The organism is Pseudomonas sp. TKO26, from assembly GCF_003225665.1.
Classification (GTDB): Bacteria; Pseudomonadota; Gammaproteobacteria; order Pseudomonadales; family Pseudomonadaceae; genus Aquipseudomonas; species Aquipseudomonas saponiphila.
Genome location: NZ_QKLN01000001.1, coordinates 286,224 through 305,019, shown reverse-complemented (window position 1 = coordinate 305,019; position 18,796 = coordinate 286,224). Strand labels below are relative to the sequence as shown.

Genomic DNA, 18,796 nt, shown 5'->3' with positions numbered 1-18,796 from the left:
GATCTCCCCCAATACCGCCGTTCTGCGGTGTCGGGAGCGGCTGCGCCGTTGAAAACACAACAACACCAAGGAAGAGTCATCATGAAACTCCAGTCCAGCCTCCGTCCCCTCACCCTGCTCAGCGCCCTGGCCCTCGCCCTGGGCGGTTGCGCCATCGCCAAGCCGAGCAACGACGATCTGAAGAACCGCGCGCAGATCACCCTCGGCAAGCCGGTTTCCACTGTCTCGAACGTACGCAGCGACGCGTCCCAGACCTACTTCACCGCCAGCACCAGCGCCGGCGAATACAACTGCGTATTGCCCAGTGGCGGCATGGTCGCCTTCGCCAGCATGGGCGGAGCGGTAGCGCTGCCGGCCGAGTGCAGCAAGCAATAAAGCGCTAGCCCCTGACCAACCAGGTTCGCCACGACGGGCTGCCCGGTGTAGCAGCGGGACAGCGTCGGGCGAGCACCGCTCCTTCCTGAAAAGGTCCTGAGTTGATGAAATCCCGTCTTTTCATGGTGACAGGCCTGGCCCTGCTCGCCTGTACCCTGATGGCCTGTGCGCCGCGCCAAGGGCGAACCCTGGACGAATACCCGCCGGTCAAGATCCCAACCGTGCAGTACCCCGAGGTCCCCTTCGACACCCAGGCCGCCCGCGCCGCCCTGCAACCGGGCACCGCCACACTCACCGGCAAGTTCTGCATCGTCGGCAACGACGGCATCGAGGACAGCCGCGACGTCAAGATCTATCTCTACCCGGTCACCCCGCACCTGCAGGCCTGGCATAAGTTGCGTGCGTCCAAGCCCGAAGGCGCGCCGGTGAGCATGGCCCCCGAGGCCGTGGCCGTGCACCGGGTGACCCGCACCGACGGCAACGGCATCTTCCAGTTCACCGGCCTGCAACCGGGTCGCTACTTCGTCCAGGGCCAGGACATGGTGTACGGCACCAGCCGCTGGAACGAGTACGTGGGCACTGGCCAGAGCAACACCAACTACGGGCCGGTCACCACTCACTACTACACCGAGCGCAGTTCGATCTCTTCGTACTCAGGGATGCTGGATGACTTCGTCGAACTCGCCAGCGGCGAGAACAAGAAGCTGACCATGACCAACTACCCCCTGCTTATCCCGTGCCGGACCTGGTAACCGCCGCTGGTGTCGAGGCGCTGCGGGCCGACGCCCGCGGTGTTTCGCGCAGGGCCCGCAAGACGCCCCGCAGTTCCACCGGGCGCACCGGCTTGGAGAGGATGGCGATGTTGCGATCGTGCAGGGCGGCGTGGATTTTCTCGATGTCGTGCCCGGTGATGATCAACGCCGGCACCTCCCAGCCCCGCTGCTGGCGGATGCTGTCGATGCATTCGATGCCCGAGGCCCGGGTGCCCAGGTCGTAGTCGGCGACGATGATGTCGCAGTCGGTCAGCAGGTCTTCGCCGCTCGACTCGGCCTGGACCACGCAGCCCCAGCGTTCCAGCAGCGCCGAGGTGGCCAGCAGGACGTTGCGGTCATCTTCCACCAGACAGACCCGCAATCCGGTCAGCAAGCCGCTCTGCAGTGCCTCGTCACGGCCGTGCAAACGCTGTGGCGCGGCCAGTGACAGGCCATGCAGGCTGACCGTGGTGCCGCGATCGACCCGCGAGCGGAGCGTCACCTGCAGGTCGGTCAACTGCCCCAGGCGCTTGACGATGGACAGGCCCAGACCGACGCCTTCGACGTCCTTGTCGCGCAATTGGCGGACCCGGTAGAACTCATCGAAGATCTTCGGCAGATGTTCCTCGGCAATCCCCCGGCCCTGGTCATAAATGACAATGGCCAGGCCCGCACCGCGCCGGCGCACGCCAATCAGCACGGGCCGCTCGGCGGCGTACTTGAAGCAGTTGGACAGCACGTTCTGCACCATGGTCGCCAGCAACCCCGGATCGACCCGCACCCAATGGGCGCAAGGCCGCAAGCGCAGTTCGACACCGGCCCAGCGCGCCGCTTCGGTGTTCTGGCGCACCAGGTCGCGCAGCAGCTCGCCCAGGTGCACGGTGTCGTACTTGGGCTGCACCCGCCCGTTGTCCAGGGTGTAGAGATCGAGGATCGAACGGAACAGCTGCGAAACGTTGAGCAGCGAACGGTCGATGTTGTCCACCAGCCGCCGCTCATCCGCCCCCAGGTTGGCTTCGCGCAGGCAGGCAGTGAACAGCCCGATGGAGTGGATCGGCTGGCGCAGGTCATGGCTGGCCTGGGCCAGGAAGCGGGATTTTTCCAGGTTGGCGGCAATCGCCTGTTCGGAGGCCAGGCGGGTGCGCTTGAGGAGGATATGGGCGTACACCGGAATCACCGTGCTGGTGATCATCAGCATCAGCACCATGTAGGGCTGGGCCTGCCAGTAAGGGGTCAGCAGGTAGACCATGAACAGCGCGACCTGCGCCAGCACGGTGGCGATCGCCAGGTAGCGCGAGCCGAAGCGCATGCCATTGCCCAGGTTGACCCAGACCATCACCGCATAGATCGGCAACGCCCCCTCGCCGCCTACCACCAGGCCGTAACAGGTGCCGGTGTAGTCGTAGACCATGCCCAGGATGCGCCGCGCCGGGTAGTGCCCGGGCCAGCGGGCAATGGCCATGCGCAGGATGATCGAACCCAGCATGAACAGGGCAATGTAGATCATCACCGGCACATAGGGCTCGACCTGCTGCCCCGGCAGAAAACCGATCAGGCTAAACCAGACCAGGGCGCAACCGGCGACGATGATCCGCAGGGTGGCCTGGTCAAGTTCGCTGTCCTTCTCGACGTTCATGCAATCACCTCCTTGTGCAATCGGCGCTGTCGTGGTCTTTTGCCGCTCTGCAAAACCGCGTATCGGACACGACCAGCGGGCAGTGGCAACGCCGCGCGTCAAGTTAGCATGGGCGCAGGACTGGATGTTTCAAGGAGTTTCACGACATGACGTGCCGGATTATCGTCGCCGACGACCACCCGCTGTTCCGCGAAGGCATGCTGCGCACCCTCCAGCGCCTGCTGCCCGAGGCCCTGCTGGAAGAGGCCGGCGACCTGGCCGCGGTGCTGGCCCTGACCCAGACCGGTGAAGAACCGGACTCGCTGATCCTCGACCTGCGCTTTCCCGGCCTGACCTCGGTGAGCCTGATTGCCGACCTGCGCCGCCAACTGCCCCGGACCTCGATCATCGTGGTGTCGATGATCGACAACCAGGACCTGATCGGCGAAGTGATGGCCGCCGGGGCCGACGGTTTCATCGGCAAGAGCATCAGCCCGGAGGAGATCGGCCAGGCGATCCAGGCCATCCGCGAAGGCGAAGTGGTGGTCAAGTACGCGCCTTCCGGCCTGCTGCTGCCGCTGGACGCAAGCGCCGAAGTGAGCCAGTTGACCACCCGACAACAGGAAGTCCTGCGGCTGATCGCCCAGGGCAAGACCAACAAGGAAATCGCCCGGGAACTGCAGATCTCGCCATTTACCGTGCGTATCCATGTGTCTTCCCTGCTGCACGCCCTGAAGGTGCCGTCCCGGGCGGCGGCCGCGGTGAAATACGCCGAGACCTGGTAGGCCGCGACCAGCGTCCCGCCCTCCCCCCGGGCCCCGGAGTCGGCCGCGGCCATTGGTCCCGCCAGCCCCTTTAATGCTAGGAAGCCCTGTGCAAATAAGGCAGCATCGGTCCTGGCACGCCTGAATAAACGCCATGGCATTGGGCGGCAGGCCAGGAACAGCGTGCTGGCGCAGCCGTCCCACGCAGGAGAAAGACATCATGAATACGGATAAACGTGATGAATTGTTTGATCGGTTACACCACTGGTTCGGCGACTCGGAAGCTGCCAACTGGAACGAATACACCACCGAGCAGGTGGCCAAGGGCGTGCTCCACGCCTTCACCCCGGCACAATGGCAACGCCTTGGCGAAACCCTGCTGTCCCGTCCCGAGTACTGGCAGCACCGCTGCGCCGTTTCCCTCGGCGAGTTGCGCACCCCTCCGGCCATCGCCTTGTTGAAACGCCTGCTGGCGGACTCGCCGTACCTGGATGTGCGGGTCATGGCGATCTATGAGCTGGACTGGGCGGAAGCCGCCATCGAGCAGCGCTACGCGCCCTGCATCCTGGAGATCATGGACAACCTCAGCGAGGAAGGCATCGAGCCGGAATTGCACAGCCTGCTGACCAAGGCCGAGTCGGCCCGTCTCTGATCCCCCACCCCGGATGCCGGCCGCAGCCGGCATCCAACGCCCTCAGCTGGACACCCGCGCCCTCGACATCCAGCGCTCGAAGGCCTCGGTGGCCAGGGGCCGACTGATCAGGTAACCCTGCAGCGTGTCGCAGCCCCAGCTTTCCAGCAGCCTCAGGCAGTGCTCGAACTCCACCCCTTCGGCCACCACCTTGAGCCCCAGCTTGTGGCTCATTTCTATGGTGGAACGCACGATCACCGCATCACCGCTGGTCTCGTTCAGGTTGCGGATAAAGGACTGGTCGATCTTCAACTCCTGCACCGGCAGACGCTGCAACTGGGCCAGGGATGAATAGCCGGTGCCGAAATCGTCCACCGACAGGCTGATGCCACAGCCGCGCAAACGCTGCAGCACGGCCAGGGCCTGCTCCGGGTCGCGCATGATGGCGCTCTCGGTGATTTCAAAGACCAGTTGCTCGGCCGCCACCTGGTAGCGCTCCAGGCATTCGCTGACCCGGACTTCCAGGCCATCGTCCTCCAGGTCGCTGGCAGAGATGTTCAACGACAGGCGCACCGGCAAGGCCCGGCGATTCCACTCGGCCAGTTGCTCAATGCAGGCCTCGATGACCCAGGACGTCAGGCTGTGCATGCTGCCGGTACGCTCGGCCAGGGGAATGAACTCTGCCGGCGACACCACGCCGAACACCGGATGCTGCCAACGCAGCAGGGCTTCGGCCTGGTGCCGATCATCCCGGTGCCGATCGAGCTTGGGCTGATACAGCAAAAACAGCTCGCCTTCGGCCGCGGCACGGCGCAAATCGCGGATCAGGCTGATCTGCCGCTGGTGGGCCAGGTCACGGTCCTGCTGGTAGACCTGCAGGTAGCCGGGGTTGAGCGAGGCGTCGTGGCGGGCGATGGCCGCGCGGCTGATCAACTCCTCGGCGGACTGGCCATCGGCGGGGTACAGCGCCATGCCCATGCAGATCTGGCGCCGCACCTCGTCGCCATGGATCCGTTGCGGCTGGCTCAACAGCTCATGGAGGCGATCGGCCACGGCAATGGCGCCATCGAGCTCGGTGTTTTCCAGCAGCAGGAGAAATTCGCTGGCGGTGATCCGCGCGGCCGTATCGCCCTGGGCCAGGACTTCCCGCAGCCGCCGACTGAGCTCGCCCATCATCTGCTCCAGCCCTTCACTGCCGAAGCCCTCATGGATCGCCCGGTAATTGTCGATGCCCAGGTACAACAGCACCACCTTGCGCCGGGCGGCGATGGCCTGGCCCAGGCGTTCGATGGCCAGGGTCCGATTGGGCAGACCGGTCAGGGGGTCGTGCAGGGCATTGTGGGCCAGTTGCCGCTCACGGGTGGCAATGGCGCTCTGCATGGCGTTGAAGGCATCGGCCAGGACCCCGAATTCATCGCTGCGCTTGATGGCGACCGCGGCCAGATAGTTGCCGGCGCCGATGCGCCGGGCGGCTTCGGCCAGGTCCTCCAGCGGCCGCGAAACCCGCCGGGCCATCAACAGTGCGCAGCCCAGGGACATCACCAGGGCCACCAGGGCGATCCACAGAAATTCCCGGTCCAGTGGCGCGAAGGCCTGCAGTGCCTGCTCCAGGGGGCTTTGCAGCAAGACCATGACCCGCGGATCGCTGGAGTCCCCGGTATTGGCCAGTTGCAGGGCCTGGTTGAGAAAGCGCTGGCCATGGGCTTCGCTCAACGGCGGCAGGGACTGCCACAGCGGATCGCTCAGGGCGTTGATGATGGGTGACCAGAAAAATTCGGGCTGGGTGCTGAACAGCTCGCCAGGGCGCTGGGCGTCAACGCTCAGGAACGACACTTCCAGGTTGCTCATGGAGCGCAGTTCCCGGGCAAACAGCTCGTCCATGGGAAACCCCATGACCACCCGGGCCAGGGGCGACGAAGCCTGCACCTGCCCTTGAACCAGCAGGTAGGGACGGCCTTGGATCGCGACGAACAGCATGTGGGTGTCGTGGCGCCAGGCTCGGCGCAGGGCCTGGTCATAGGGGAAGGGTCGGTCCCGGGCCACCGCCGGCAAGGTACTGGCGATGACCCGGCCTTCGGGACTGAGCACGAACATCTCGCTGGAACGAATGCCGCCACGGTGCTGGGCCAGGGCCGCGAGAATATCCACCGGTTTGCCACTGAGCACGGCCCGGCGGAACTCCGAGTCCACCACCAGCCAGTCGACCCCGTATTGCAGAGTGCGCCCCCGCAAGTCCAACAAGCGCTCGAAGACTCGGGTGCCGATTTTCAATTGCTGCTGCGCCTGCTTTTCCACCGCTTGGGTGGTCGCGGTCTTGACTGCGAAATACACCGCACCGATCAGCACCAACAGTAACAGCGCCAGCACCCCGACAATCCTTGCCTGAAAGGTTCGGCGCCACCTCATAGGGTCGTGCTCAGCGAATCTGATCGCCCCTCGGGCCAGAAACCTGGTGCAGCGGGCGACGACCGCCGAGCGCTGAAAAGTCCATTCTTCATACCCATTCCTCTGAAAAGCTGAATGCGTGCGTCAAATAAATGCCAGTATCGTTCCGACATTCCGGTCGTTCAGATTAATCCGCAAATTGCAGAAGATCACGCAATAAAAACGGTGATTAGACAGTCATTTTATTGACAATCGATCTCCGTCAGAGTGTGCAAGTGCATCTGCAGTTCCCCCTCGGTACGGCTGGACGAAGCCTGCGGCGGGTTTTCCCCCGACCGGAAAAAAGCTGAAACCTGTTGCCCATTGAAACCCGTCATGACCTGCCCCATCTAACCTGCATAGCCCATCGCGCAGGAGCCTCCATGAGCGACCAGCAAGAATTTCCCGAAGATCCCCGCGACTACGTCGATCCGGAAAATACCGAACAATCGAGTGCCCACGGCACTGGCCTGGCCCTGCCCGGACAGAGCCTGCCGGACAAGGTCTACATCATCCCGATCCACAATCGGCCGTTCTTTCCGGCACAAGTGCTGCCGGTGATCGTGAATGACGAACCCTGGGCCGAAACCCTGGAACTGGTGAGCAAGTCCGATCACCACTCCCTGGCCCTGTTTTTCATGGACACGCCCCAGGATGATCCGCGGCACTTCGACACTAGCGCCCTGCCGGAGTACGGCACCCTGGTCAAGGTCCATCACGCCAGCCGCGAGAACGGCAAGCTGCAATTTGTCGCCCAGGGGCTGACCCGGGTGCGTATCCGCACCTGGCTCAAGCACCATCGGCCACCGTATCTGGTGGAAGTCGAATACCCGCACCAGCCCAGCGAGCCCACCGACGAGGTCAAGGCCTACGGCATGGCGCTGATCAATGCGATCAAGGAACTGCTGCCGCTCAATCCGCTGTACAGCGAAGAGCTGAAGAATTACCTCAACCGCTTCAGCCCCAACGATCCGTCGCCCCTGACCGACTTCGCCGCCGCCCTGACCTCCGCCACCGGCAACGAGTTGCAGGAGGTGCTGGACTGCGCGCCCATGCTCAAGCGCATGGAAAAAGTCCTGCCGATGCTGCGCAAGGAAGTCGAAGTGGCACGGCTGCAGAAAGAGATTTCCGCCGAGGTCAACCGCAAGATCGGCGAGCACCAGCGCGAGTTCTTCCTCAAGGAACAGCTCAAGGTGATCCAGCAGGAGCTGGGGCTGACCAAGGACGACCGCAGCGCCGACCTGGAACAGTTCGAGCAACGCCTGGCTGGCAAGGTACTGCCGCCCCAGGCGCAGAAACGCATCACCGAGGAAATGAACAAGCTGTCGATCCTCGAAACCGGCTCCCCAGAATACGCCGTGACCCGCAACTACCTGGAATGGGCCACGGCCCTGCCCTGGGGCGTGTACGGCGAGGACAAGCTCGACCTCAAGCACGCGCGCAAGGTTCTGGACCAGCACCATGCAGGGCTCGACGACATCAAGAACCGCATCCTCGAATTCCTCGCGGTGGGTGCCTACAAGGGTGAGATCAGCGGCTCCATCGTGCTGCTGGTGGGACCGCCGGGCGTGGGCAAGACCAGCGTCGGCAAGTCCATTGCCGAATCCCTGGGGCGGCCGTTCTACCGCTTCAGTGTCGGCGGCATGCGCGACGAAGCCGAGATCAAGGGCCACCGCCGCACCTACATCGGCGCCCAGCCGGGCAAGCTGGTGCAGGCCCTCAAGGAAGTGGAGGTGATGAACCCGGTGATCATGCTCGACGAGATCGACAAGATGGGCCAGAGCTACCAGGGCGACCCGGCCTCGGCACTGCTGGAAACCCTCGATCCGGAGCAGAACGTCGACTTCCTCGACCATTACCTGGACCTGCGCATGGACCTGTCCAAGGTGCTGTTCGTGTGCACCGCCAACACCCTGGATTCGATTCCCGGTCCGCTGCTGGACCGGATGGAAGTGATTCGCCTGTCGGGCTACATCACCGAAGAAAAACTGGCCATCGCCAAGCGTCACCTGTGGCCCAAGCAGTTGGAAAAGGCCGGCGTGGCCAAGACCAGCCTGAGCATCAGCGACAGTGCCCTGCGCACGGTGATCGACGGCTATGCCCGGGAAGCCGGGGTGCGCCAGCTGGAGAAACAGCTGGGCAAGCTGGTGCGCAAGGCGGTGGTCAAGCTGCTGGACCAGCCGGACGCCACGATCAAGATCGGCCCCAAGGACCTGGAAGCCTCCCTGGGCATGCCGGTGTTCCGCAACGAACAGGTCCTGAGCGGCACCGGGGTCATCACCGGCCTGGCCTGGACCAGCATGGGCGGCGCCACCTTGCCGATCGAGGCCACGCGGATCCACACCCACAACCGCGGCTTCAAGCTCACCGGGCAATTGGGTGACGTGATGAAGGAGTCGGCGGAGATCGCCTACAGCTACGTCAGCTCGCACCTCAAGCAGTTCGGCGGCGACAGCAAGTTCTTCGACGAAGCCTTCGTCCACCTGCACGTACCGGAAGGCGCCACGCCCAAGGACGGCCCGAGTGCCGGAGTGACCATGGCCAGCGCCCTGCTGTCCCTGGCGCGCAACCAGCCGCCGAAAAAAGGCGTGGCCATGACCGGCGAGCTGACCCTCACCGGGCACGTGCTGCCCATTGGCGGGGTGCGGGAGAAAGTCATCGCGGCACGGCGGCAGAAGATCTTTGAGCTGATCCTGCCGGAACCCAACCGCGGGCATTTCGAAGAACTGCCGGACTACCTCAAGGAAGGCCTCACCGTGCACTTCGCCAAGCGTTTTGCCGACGTGGCCAAAGTGCTGTTCTAACGTCCTTCGCCGGCTGGCTCCTACACGAAACAAGCGTAGGAGCCGGCTTGCCGGCGAACAGGCCATAACCGCCAACCTCCAGCCCCCTCTCCCACATAGCCCGTGATCTTCAGTTATGCTCGCCGTTCGTCATGAATGATCGGAGCTTCCTGACCCATGTCCGTACCCCGCCTGCTCGCCCTGCTCAGCCTCGCCCTGCTTGGCGCCTGCGCCAGCCAACCCAAGCAAAACGTCAGCGTGGACAACCAAAACCAATGCCCACTGCAACTGCACACCGGGCAAACCCTGACCCTGACCCTGCCCAGCAACCCCACCACCGGCTATCGCTGGGCGATCCAGGATTCGGCTGGCGGCGTCCTGCGCAAGGTCAGTCCCGAGGTCTACAGCAATCCCGAGGACACCGGGCTGGTGGGCAGCGGCGGACAGTCGACCTGGCGCTTCCAGGCCTTCGCCACGGGCCAGGGCCGGCTGTTGCTGACCTACCAGCAACCCTGGGCTCCGGAAGAGGCGCCAGTGAAAACCTTCGACTGCTCGATCACGGTGAACTGACATGGGCTGGCTGATCCTGGCCCTGATGGGCGCCGCCACCTTCATCTACGGGGTCAGCGTGCATGCCACGCTGCTGTGCCTGCTGGTCAAGCCGCTGCCGGTACTGGCCCTGCTGGGCTGGCTGCACGATGCGCCGTCCGGAGACTACCGCCGCTGGATCATCTTCGGCCTGCTGTTCTCGGTGCTGGGTGACGTGCTGCTGGCCTGGCCTTCGGACCTGTTCGTGTTCGGCCTCGGGGCCTTCCTGGTGGCCCACCTGGCCTACCTCAAGGCTTACCTCAGCGACTGCCGACGCCCGGCGCTGTTACCGCTGGCGGTGGCCCTGGTCATCGGCGGGGTGTTGCTGGCGATCCTGATCGACCACGGCCTGGGCCCGTTGCTGGTCCCGGTGATCGTCTACGCCCTGACCATCAGCGCCATGCTCTGGCGGGCCCTGGCGCGCCTCGGTTCAGCGGTGCCCAAACGCTCGGCGGCGCTGGCCGCGGCGGGGGCCCTGAGCTTCGCCTTCTCCGACAGCCTGATCGGTATCAGCCGCTTCGTGCTGGCCTTCGATGCCGCGCCCTACCTGATCATCATTTTCTACTGGCTGGGCCAGTGGGGCATCGCCGCCTCGGCATTCAGCCAGAAGCCGCGCTGACCCGCCTTCATCGGCAGGCCGGCCCCGACAATCTGTAGGAGCCGGCTTGCCGGCGAACAGCATCACACCTTGTGTCGCCCTTGCCCCCCTGAAGGTCCCGCAGGCCTTATCGCAGCCTGCGGCAGCGGCTACAATGCCGCCCTCTTTTTTATCGCCATCGCCGGAACCGCCGTGAGCAAAGAACCCGACCGCCTATTCGCCCAGCCCCTGGCCCAGGTGCCCGACTTCGCCTTCAACGAGGATGTGGTGCGGGTGTTCCCGGACATGATCAAGCGCTCGGTGCCGGGTTACCCGACCATTGTCGAGAACCTCGGGGTGCTGGCGGCGCAATTCGCCCAGCCCAACAGCGTGCTCTATGACTTGGGCGCGTCCCTCGGCGCGGTGACCCAGGCCCTGCGCCGCCATGTACGCACGGACGGTTGCCGGGTGATCGCCGTGGACAATTCGGCGGCCATGGTCGAGCGCTGCCGGGAATACCTCAACGGCCAGGATTCGATGTTCCAGGAGCTGCTGCCGGTGCAGGTGGTCGAAGGCGACATCCTGGCCCTGGAGTTCCAGCCGGCCTCGGTGGTGGCGCTGAACTTCACCCTGCAGTTCATCGCCCCGGAGCAGCGCCTGGCCTTGCTCGGGCGCATCCGCCAGTCGTTGCTGCCCGGCGGTGCGCTGATCCTCTCGGAGAAGCTGCGCTTCAACGATGCCGAGGAACACGCTCTACTCACCGACCTGCACATCGCCTTCAAGCGCGCCAACGGCTACAGCGAACTGGAAATTGCCCAGAAGCGCAGCGCCATCGAAAACGTCATGAAGCCCGACAGCCTCGAAGAACACCGCGAACGCCTGCTGGCCGCCGGGTTCTCGAAAGTCGTGCCGTGGTTCCAGTGTCTTAACTTTGCCTCGTTGATTGCCCTGCCATGATTGATCTGTCCCCCCTCGCCCACCGTCTGGCGGGCACGCCCCTGGCCGCCTGGGCCGCCGGTCTGCAAGCCCAGCTCGATGCCAAGATGGAAAAGGGCCATGGCGACCTTGAACGCTGGCAGAGCGCCCTGGACGCGTTGCCGAAGATCCAGCCCAGCGAAGTCGACCTGGTCAACGGCCTGCGCCTGGACACCAACTGCGACGACGCCACTCGGGCGCAGATGCGCAGCGCGCTGATGGGCCTGTCGCCCTGGCGCAAGGGGCCCTTCGATCTGTTCGGCGTGCACGTGGACACCGAATGGCGCTCGGACTGGAAATGGTCGCGGGTCGCGCCGCACCTGAACCTTGAAGGCAAACGCATCCTCGATGTCGGCTGCGGCAATGGCTACTACATGTGGCGCATGCTCGGCGCGGGCGCCCACAGCGTGATCGGCGTGGACCCCAACTGGCTGTTCTTCTGCCAGTTCCAGGCGGTGCAGCGCTACCTGTCAGAGCCCTCGGTGTGGCATCTGCCGTTCCCCTTCGAAGACCTGCCGGCCAACCTGGAAGGCTTCGACACGGTGTTTTCCATGGGGGTGTTCTACCACCGGCGTTCGCCTATCGAGCATCTGCTGGCGCTCAAGGACTGCCTGGTCAAGGGCGGCGAACTGGTGCTGGAAACCCTGGTGGTGGAAGGCGATCAGCATCAGGTGCTGGTGCCGGAAGACCGCTATGCGCAGATGCGCAACGTGTGGTTCCTGCCCTCGGTGCCGGCCCTGGAGCTGTGGCTGCGGCGCGCCGGGTTCAGCGATGTGCGTTGCGTGGATGTCAGCGTGACCAGCGTCGAGGAACAGCGAAGCACCGAGTGGATGAAGTACCAGTCCCTGAGCGACTTCCTCGACCCCAACGATCACAGCAAGACCATCGAAGGCTTGCCGGCGCCGATGCGCGCAGTAATTGTCGCCAGAAAATAACCCCGCCCTCGCCCGTAGGAGCTGGCCGGGCGGCGTTCCGCTTGCCAGCGAAGGCGCCCGCCAGAGCGACACAAGGCTCAAGGGCCTGTTCGCCGGCAAGCCGGCTCCTACGGTTTTGGTAGGAGCGAGCTTGCTCGCGAAAACCACAGACGCGTTTGCGATCAGCGCGCGCGACGCGCCTTGAAGAATTCGCTCAACACCGTGCCGCACTCTTCGGCCAGCACCCCGCCCTCGTACAGCACCCGATGATTGAGAAACCCCTGGGTGAAGAACTGGCCCTGGCTCTGCACGATGCCCGCCTTGGGTTCCAGGGCGCCGTACACCACCCGGGCAATACGCGAGTGGACGATCAAACCGGCGCACATGCTGCAAGGTTCCAGGGTCACGTACAGGGTGCTGCCGGGCAGCCGGTAATTGCTCACCGCCTGGGCCGCCGCACGGATCGCCACCATCTCGGCGTGGGCGCTGGGGTCGCTGCCGCTGATCGGGCAGTTGTAACCGCGGCCGATGATCTGGCCATCCAATACCAGCACCGCGCCCACCGGCACTTCCCCCAGGGCCGCGCCCTGGGCGGCCAGGGCCAGGGCTTCGCGCATGAAGTCCTGGTCGCGGCTACGGTCGATGATCGCCGCCGGGCGTATCTGACGCATCACGCCACCTCGATGGCGGCCATCAGGCCGGTTTCCATGTGGTCGATCACGTGGCAGTGGAACATCCAGACCCCAGGGTTATCCGCCACCAGCGCCACGCGGGCACGCTCGTTCTTGCCCAGCAGGTAGGTGTCGGTGAAGTAGGGAGTGATCTTCTTGCGGTTCGAGGCAATGACCTTGAAGCTCATGCCGTGCAAGTGGATCGGGTGTTGGTACTGAGTCATGTTCTTCAATTCGAAAATGTAGCTCTTGCCCTTTTTCAAGGTGGCAATCGGGCGGTCGGCGCAGGTCTTGTCGGTGATGTCCCAGGCCTGGCCGTTGATCTGCCACAGGCTCGGCGGCTGGCCATTGTCCACGTTCACCGAGACCGAGCCAACCCACTCGAAATTGAAGTTGAGCTTCTCGGCGTTGTCGAGATCCGGCTCGGCCACCGGGTTGGCCGGCAGGGCTGGCGGCCACTGGGTCGGCGCGTCGTTGTTAGCCACCGAACGCAAAGTACCCAGGCGCACCGGCCCGTTGCGCAGGGCCAGTTCCTGCCCCGCCGCCGGCGCCTTGATCGCCAGGCAGATACGCATGCCCGGGCCCAGCCAGTATTCCTTGCCCAAGGGACGCGGCTCGATGGGGTTGCCATCCAGCGCATAGATCTGCGCTTCGACATCGGGAATGTTGATGCGATAGGTCAGGGTGTTATCGAGGTTGAGCAGGCGCACCCGGGTGATCTGCCCCGCCGGCAGGTCGATCACTGCCTGGGACACGCCGTTGATGGTGGACAGGCGCCCGGCGGTGCCGCCCCGCGCCGCTTCCCGCGGGACGCTGAAGGGCGTGAATGCGCCCTCTTCATCCACGTGCCAGCTTTTCAAGCTCAGGGTGCGTTCGTACTGGAAGCCGGTGGGCTCGCGCTCTTCGACGATCAGCGGGCCCACCAGGCCGCGGCCCAGTTCCTCGCTGCTATTGACGTGGGGGTGATACCAGTAGCTGCCGGCATCCGGCACGCGGAACTTGTAGTCGAAGTATTCCCCCGGCAGCACCGGCAGTTGCGAGACGTAAGGCACGCCGTCCATTTCCAGGGGCAGGCGGATGCCGTGCCAATGGATGGTGGTGGCCACCGGCAAGTGGTTGATGAAGCGCACCCGCAGCCACTCGCCCTGACGCACCCGCAGCTCGGTGCCCGGCGCCGAAGGACCGAAGGCCCAAGCCTCGGTCTTGTGCCCCGGCACCAGTTCCACATCCAGCGGCGCGGCGATCAGCTCATAGTCGTGGCCCGCTTCGGCGTCGGCCCTCTTTCCCAGCCAGTAACGCGAGGCACCGTCCGCTCCCACGCCCACCACTACCAGACCGGCCAGACCACCGAGTATTTGTCGACGGGTAAAGGACATGGACTCAACTACCTCACGTATCCGCGGCGGGCCCAGGCCCGCAAAAGGCGAATACGATACACCCGCAGTTGAGAAACAGTAAGGCCGGCGCGGCGACCGGACGCAGGCGGCAGCGTTGGCAACGGGCCTGTTCGCCGGCAAGCCAGCGCCTACCGGCGCTTGCATCGCTCTGGCAGGAACCGGCTTGCCGGCGAAAAAGCCCCTTTAGCCCTGCAAGCCCAGCAGCAGATGCACCACGCCACCGGCCAGAGGCATCACCGCCGGCACCCCGGCCATTCGCAGGGCGCTGGCATCGAGCAACTGTGGGTCGTGCAGTTCCAGGCGCAAGCGGGTCAGGGCCAGGGGTTGCTGGTGCTTGATGTTGGCGCTGCCGCCCAAGGCCTGCAGCATCGCGGCATTGAGCGGGCTGGCGCTGGCCTTGGGGGCCTTCGGCTGATCAGGGATCAAGTCTGGAGTCAGGGCCTTCCAGAACGCCCGTTGCAATTTCTCGAACATCTTCAGTTCTCCAGAACCAGTGAGTCGGCGGCGATGGGCTGTCGTTGCAGGCATTCACGCACCTGAGCGGCGTCTTCCAGATCGATGATCCGGGCGGCCAGGGCCTGGCACTGGTTCAGGTCCAGCTCCCGCACCCGGGCCTTGATGGCCGGGATCAACGGCACGCTCACCGACAGTTCATCCACCCCCAGGCCCAGCAACAGCGGCACCGCCAGGGGCTCGGAAGCCAGCGCACCGCAAACGCCGACCCACTTGCCGTGGGCGTGGGCGGCCTGCACCGTGCGGGCGATCAGGCGCAGCACCGCCGGGTGAAAGCTGTCGGCCTGGCCGGCCAGACGCGGATGATCGCGGTCCATGGCCAGGGTGTACTGAGTCAGGTCGTTGGTGCCAATGGAGAAGAAATCCACCTCCTGAGCAAAACGATCCGCCATCAAGGCCGCCGAAGGCACTTCGATCATGATCCCCAGCTTGGGCCGCTCCGCGAGGCCCAGGGCCTGGACCTCGTCATCGAGCAATTGGCGCGCCTGACGCAGCTCCGCCAGCTGGCTGACCATCGGCAACATGATGTGCAGGCGGGTCTGCCCGGCGCAGGCGAGCATCGCCCGCAACTGCTCGCGCAGCAGTTCGGGACGCGCCAGGCACAGACGGATGCCGCGCAGGCCGAGAAAGGGGTTGGCTTCGCGGTCCATGGGCACATAGGCCAGGGGCTTGTCGCCACCCACGTCCAGGGTCCGCACCACCAGATTGCGCGTCGGCCCCAGGGCCTGGGCGATGGCCCGATAGGTTTCGGCCTGTTCCTCGGGGCTCGGGGCCTGGCTGCGGTCCTGGTAGAGGAACTCCGAACGCAACAGGCCGACGCCTTCGCCACCCAGGCTCATGGCCTGCTCGGCCTCCGCCAGGGAGGCAATGTTGGCCGTTACCTCCAAGTGATGACCGTCACGGGTCACCGCCGGATGCGCGGCCTGGGCCAGGTCCTGCTGCTGGCGCTGGCGTTGCTGCTGACGCAGGGCCTGCAATTGCTGCACCCGCTGCGGATCCGGGTCCGTATGCAGTTCGCCGCGATCGGCATCCAGCAGGACCCGGGTGCCATTGGCCAGCGATAGCACCCGAGGTGACACGCCGCAGATCGCCGGCAGGCCCAGGGCCCGGGCCAGAATCGCCACATGGCTGGTGGCGCCGCCGCCAACGGTGACAAAACCCAGCACCTTGGCCGTGTCCAGGCTCGCGGTCTGCGACGGGGTCAGTTGCTCGGCAATCAGGATCGCCTGATCCGGCAGATTCAGGGCTTGCTCCTGCACCCCGAGCAGCAGCTTGAGCACCCGTTGGCCGACATCCGCCAGATCCACCGCGCGCTCGGCCAGCAGGCTGCTGCCCAGGCCCTTGAACAACTCGGCGGTGACTTCGATGGCGCTGTTCCAGGCAAAGGCCGCGCTCTTGCCAGTGGCGATCAGGGCGTGGGCTTGCTCCAGCAGGCTCGGGTCGTCGAGCAGCTCCTGATGAGCCCGGAAGATCTCCTGCTGCGCGTCACCGCTGGCGCTGTCCCGCAGCAGCTGTAGAGCCTCCCGGGCCTGGCTCAGAGCCTGTTGCAGAGACTCGCGCTCCTGCTGCGGGCTGGTTGCCGCTTCGCGTATCTGCAGGCGCTGCTCGGCTACCTGCAGCACCTGACCGAATGCCGAACCCGGAGACGCGCAAACGCCTCGCCACAGCGGATCCAGTGGTTCCTCCATCGCGACCCGCGGCTCGGGGCTTGCCGCAGCGCTGATCTTTTCGCCACAACCGGACGCCAGCAGCTCCACCAGCGCCTGGATCGCCTGCTCGGCATCCGCGCCCACGGCGCTGACCTGCAAGGCATCGCCCTGCACGGTCTGCAACGCCATGATCGACACCAGGGACTTGGCATTGGCCGAGTCCTCGCGCCGATGCAGGCAGATGTTCGCGGCAAAGCCCTTGGCGGCTTGGGCCAGCAGCGCCGCCGGGCGCGCATGCAGGCCCTGGGGGTTGCCGAGGATCAGCGGTTGGGAAAACAGCGCCTGCCCTGCGGCCTCCGAGGTTTGCGCGGCTGCGGCGGCAGGATCGAGCCGCAACACCGGCTGCCCTGTTTCCACCAGCAGGCGGTCGCTGACCAGCCCGGTCACCGCCTCGCCACTGACCACCAGCATCAGGGTCAGCAGGCTGCGGGCATGCAGGGCCAGGTAGTCGGCGTCGAACTCGATCAGCGGCTGGCCGGCCGTGACCTGCTGCCCCTCCTCGATCAGGCAGGTGAAGCCCTTGCCTGCCAGGTTCACCGTGTCCAGCCCGATGTGCATCAGCACCTGCTGGCCCTGTTCGCCGGTGATACTCAGCGCGTGGCCGCTGCGCTGCAGGTTGCTGACCACCCCGGACAGCGGTGCGCAGAGGGTCTGGGAAGTCGGGTCGATGCACAGCCCGTCACCGATCACCCGGCTGGAAAACACCGGGTCCGGAACCTGCTCCAGGGGCAGCAGCACCCCGGACAGGGGCGCGAGCAATTGCAAGGGTTGGGTTATGGCCATGACGTCACCTGCTGTTGATTCCTTGAAGTGCCGATGGAGCGCGAGCCCCGACAGCATCGCTTATTTCCACCAGTACTCGACCTGCAAGCCGACGTTCGCGCCGTGCCGGGCGCTGCCGAACACGCCGCTGTCGGACAGCGCGGAACCGGCCGCCAGTTCATTGGCCGCACGCTTGGCGGCCTCGTTCCAACTGGCATAGGTGTAGTACAGGCGCACCTCCGGCCGGGCCCAGAAGTCCGGGCCCTTGGGTGACCAGGTGGGCGCGAAGGTGAACTTGCTGAGTTTGCGGGTGCCCCCGGGCGCTTCCACCTGATCGTGGCCGAACTCGGTCACCAGCTTGAACTGCTCGGTGATGGCGTAGGCCGGACGCACGCCCAACGAGATCCAGTTCTGATCCTGGCCGTCAGGGCGGATGTCCTTCTGATAGACCGCCTCCACCTGACCGCCGAAGCGCGGGGTCAGCTGCCAGTCGAAGAACTCCACCAGGCGATAGCTCTTGTTGCTGTCATCCAGGTACGGGTTGCCGGTGTAGCCCAAGCCGGTGCCGGGGCCTTCGCCGTATTGCAAGGCGAGTTTGTTCTTGCCGCCGAGAAAGTCCTTCTGCACGTGCTGGGTGGTGATCGCCCAGCCATTGTGGGCGCCCCGGCGATCGGGCTTTTCCAGGTAGCTCAGGCCCAGTTCCAGCTCACCGCCGGGATTGGTCTGGAAGCCGGCGACGTTGAAGTCATGACGGCTCACCGCCTGCTTCTGATAGAGGTTGTCCTTGCGGGAGAAGGCGTAGCTGTATTTCAGATCGCCAATGCGCACGTCCTCGATCCCGCCGCCAGTGGCGCTCTGGTTCCAGTAATAGAAGTCGGAAATATGAATGTCGTTACGCTTGTAGTAACGGCGCCCGGCCCACAGCGAGCCGCCATTGAGGCTGGGCAGGTTCGACCACTGGGCGTACATCTGCGGCATCCGCGCCGAACCGTTTTCGCCCTGGAAGCTCAGGTTGCGATCATAGCGGTTGTAGAGCGAGGCCATGCCGTCGACGCTGAGCACCGAGCCGTCGTCCAGGGTGTACAGGTCCTGACGCAGCTCCAGCTCGGCGTACTGCTCGCACTCGTTGCCCAGGCGGTATTTGGACTGTGCGCCGGGCAACTGGAAGCACGACTGCGGGCCACTGTTGACCGAGGTGCCCAGGCCGCTGCGCAGGTAGCCGGCAAACTCCAGGGCCAGGGCCGGATAGGGCAAGGCCAGGCACAGGCAAGACGCCGCCAGAGCGCGATTCATTGTTGTTCTCATAAGCCACCCATTATTTTTATTGTGTTGTTCGAATTCGTAGG

Annotated in this window: 16 protein-coding genes; 9 read left to right on the top strand and 7 right to left on the bottom strand. The window is 64.9% G+C overall.

The window, feature by feature from the left end; genetic code table 11:
- Positions 1-81: 81 nt before the first annotated feature.
- Together DNK59_RS01540 and DNK59_RS01535 are read left to right on the top strand one after the other, a co-directional pair.
- A complete protein-coding gene (locus DNK59_RS01540) occupies positions 82-375 on the top strand; it encodes a hypothetical protein (protein ID WP_092310874.1) in 294 nt (97 codons plus the stop codon).
- Positions 376-479: 104 nt separating this feature from the next.
- Positions 480-1,127 (top strand): carboxypeptidase-like regulatory domain-containing protein, encoded by a 648-nt coding sequence (locus tag DNK59_RS01535; RefSeq protein ID WP_110722062.1) that lies wholly within the window; start codon positions 480-482, stop codon positions 1,125-1,127.
- Here DNK59_RS01535 and DNK59_RS01530 read toward each other — a convergent pair.
- A complete protein-coding gene (locus DNK59_RS01530) occupies positions 1,105-2,763 on the bottom strand; it encodes a hybrid sensor histidine kinase/response regulator (RefSeq protein ID WP_110722061.1) in 1,659 nt (552 codons plus the stop codon). The genes DNK59_RS01535 and DNK59_RS01530 overlap by 23 nt on opposite strands.
- 146 nt (positions 2,764-2,909) lie before the next feature.
- Here DNK59_RS01530 and DNK59_RS01525 point away from each other — a divergent pair, with 146 nt between their 5' ends.
- Both DNK59_RS01525 and DNK59_RS01520 read left to right on the top strand, forming a co-directional pair.
- On the top strand, positions 2,910-3,527 hold the full coding sequence (locus tag DNK59_RS01525) for a response regulator transcription factor (RefSeq protein WP_110722060.1): 618 nt from the start codon (positions 2,910-2,912) through the stop codon (positions 3,525-3,527).
- 199 nt (positions 3,528-3,726) lie between these two features.
- On the top strand, positions 3,727-4,158 hold the full coding sequence (locus tag DNK59_RS01520) for a hypothetical protein (RefSeq protein WP_092310862.1): 432 nt from the start codon (positions 3,727-3,729) through the stop codon (positions 4,156-4,158).
- Between the two features lie 42 nt (positions 4,159-4,200).
- Here the strand turns inward: DNK59_RS01520 and DNK59_RS01515 are convergent, their stop codons facing one another.
- Positions 4,201-6,543 (bottom strand): bifunctional diguanylate cyclase/phosphodiesterase, encoded by a 2,343-nt coding sequence (locus tag DNK59_RS01515; protein WP_110722059.1) that lies wholly within the window; start codon positions 6,541-6,543, stop codon positions 4,201-4,203.
- A gap of 401 nt (positions 6,544-6,944) precedes the next feature.
- On the opposite strand from DNK59_RS01515, the gene lon reads away from it, so the two are divergent.
- The 5 genes from lon (at position 6,945) to cmoB (ending at position 12,419) form a co-directional block, all read left to right on the top strand.
- Positions 6,945-9,365 (top strand): endopeptidase La, encoded by a 2,421-nt coding sequence (gene lon, locus DNK59_RS01510; protein WP_110722058.1) that lies wholly within the window; start codon positions 6,945-6,947, stop codon positions 9,363-9,365.
- A 156-nt stretch (positions 9,366-9,521) separates the two neighbouring features.
- Positions 9,522-9,914, top strand: a complete 393-nt coding sequence (locus tag DNK59_RS01505; RefSeq protein WP_110722057.1) for a protease inhibitor I42 family protein — start codon at positions 9,522-9,524, stop codon at positions 9,912-9,914.
- A 1-nt stretch (position 9,915) separates the two neighbouring features.
- On the top strand, positions 9,916-10,551 hold the full coding sequence (locus DNK59_RS01500) for a lysoplasmalogenase (protein ID WP_110722056.1): 636 nt from the start codon (positions 9,916-9,918) through the stop codon (positions 10,549-10,551).
- A 171-nt stretch (positions 10,552-10,722) separates the two neighbouring features.
- Entirely contained in the window at positions 10,723-11,466 is a 744-nt protein-coding gene (gene cmoA, locus DNK59_RS01495; RefSeq protein WP_060840854.1) for a carboxy-S-adenosyl-L-methionine synthase CmoA, read from the top strand.
- Positions 11,463-12,419 carry a tRNA 5-methoxyuridine(34)/uridine 5-oxyacetic acid(34) synthase CmoB gene (gene cmoB, locus DNK59_RS01490; protein WP_110722055.1) on the top strand — a complete coding sequence of 319 codons (957 nt, stop codon included), beginning with the start codon at positions 11,463-11,465 and terminating at the stop codon, positions 12,417-12,419. Before cmoA ends, cmoB begins: the two co-directional genes overlap by 4 nt.
- A 161-nt stretch (positions 12,420-12,580) precedes the next feature.
- Here cmoB and tadA read toward each other — a convergent pair whose 3' ends face one another.
- The 5 genes from tadA to DNK59_RS01465 all read right to left on the bottom strand — a co-directional run bounded on the left by tadA (position 12,581) and on the right by DNK59_RS01465 (position 18,755).
- A complete protein-coding gene (tadA, locus tag DNK59_RS01485) occupies positions 12,581-13,069 on the bottom strand; it encodes a tRNA adenosine(34) deaminase TadA (protein ID WP_092310846.1) in 489 nt (162 codons plus the stop codon).
- Positions 13,069-14,445: a multicopper oxidase family protein gene (locus DNK59_RS01480; protein WP_110722054.1), complete on the bottom strand. Its 1,377-nt coding sequence runs from the start codon at positions 14,443-14,445 to the stop codon at positions 13,069-13,071. Before DNK59_RS01480 ends, tadA begins: the two co-directional genes overlap by 1 nt.
- Before the next feature lie 204 nt (positions 14,446-14,649).
- On the bottom strand, positions 14,650-14,940 hold the full coding sequence (locus DNK59_RS01475; RefSeq protein WP_110722053.1) for a PTS transporter subunit EIIB: 291 nt from the start codon (positions 14,938-14,940) through the stop codon (positions 14,650-14,652).
- 2 nt (positions 14,941-14,942) lie between these two features.
- A complete protein-coding gene (ptsP, locus tag DNK59_RS01470) occupies positions 14,943-17,471 on the bottom strand; it encodes a phosphoenolpyruvate--protein phosphotransferase (protein WP_110722052.1) in 2,529 nt (842 codons plus the stop codon).
- A gap of 60 nt (positions 17,472-17,531) precedes the next feature.
- A complete protein-coding gene (locus tag DNK59_RS01465) occupies positions 17,532-18,755 on the bottom strand; it encodes a carbohydrate porin (protein WP_110722051.1) in 1,224 nt (407 codons plus the stop codon).
- Between the last annotated feature and the right edge of the window lie 41 nt (positions 18,756-18,796).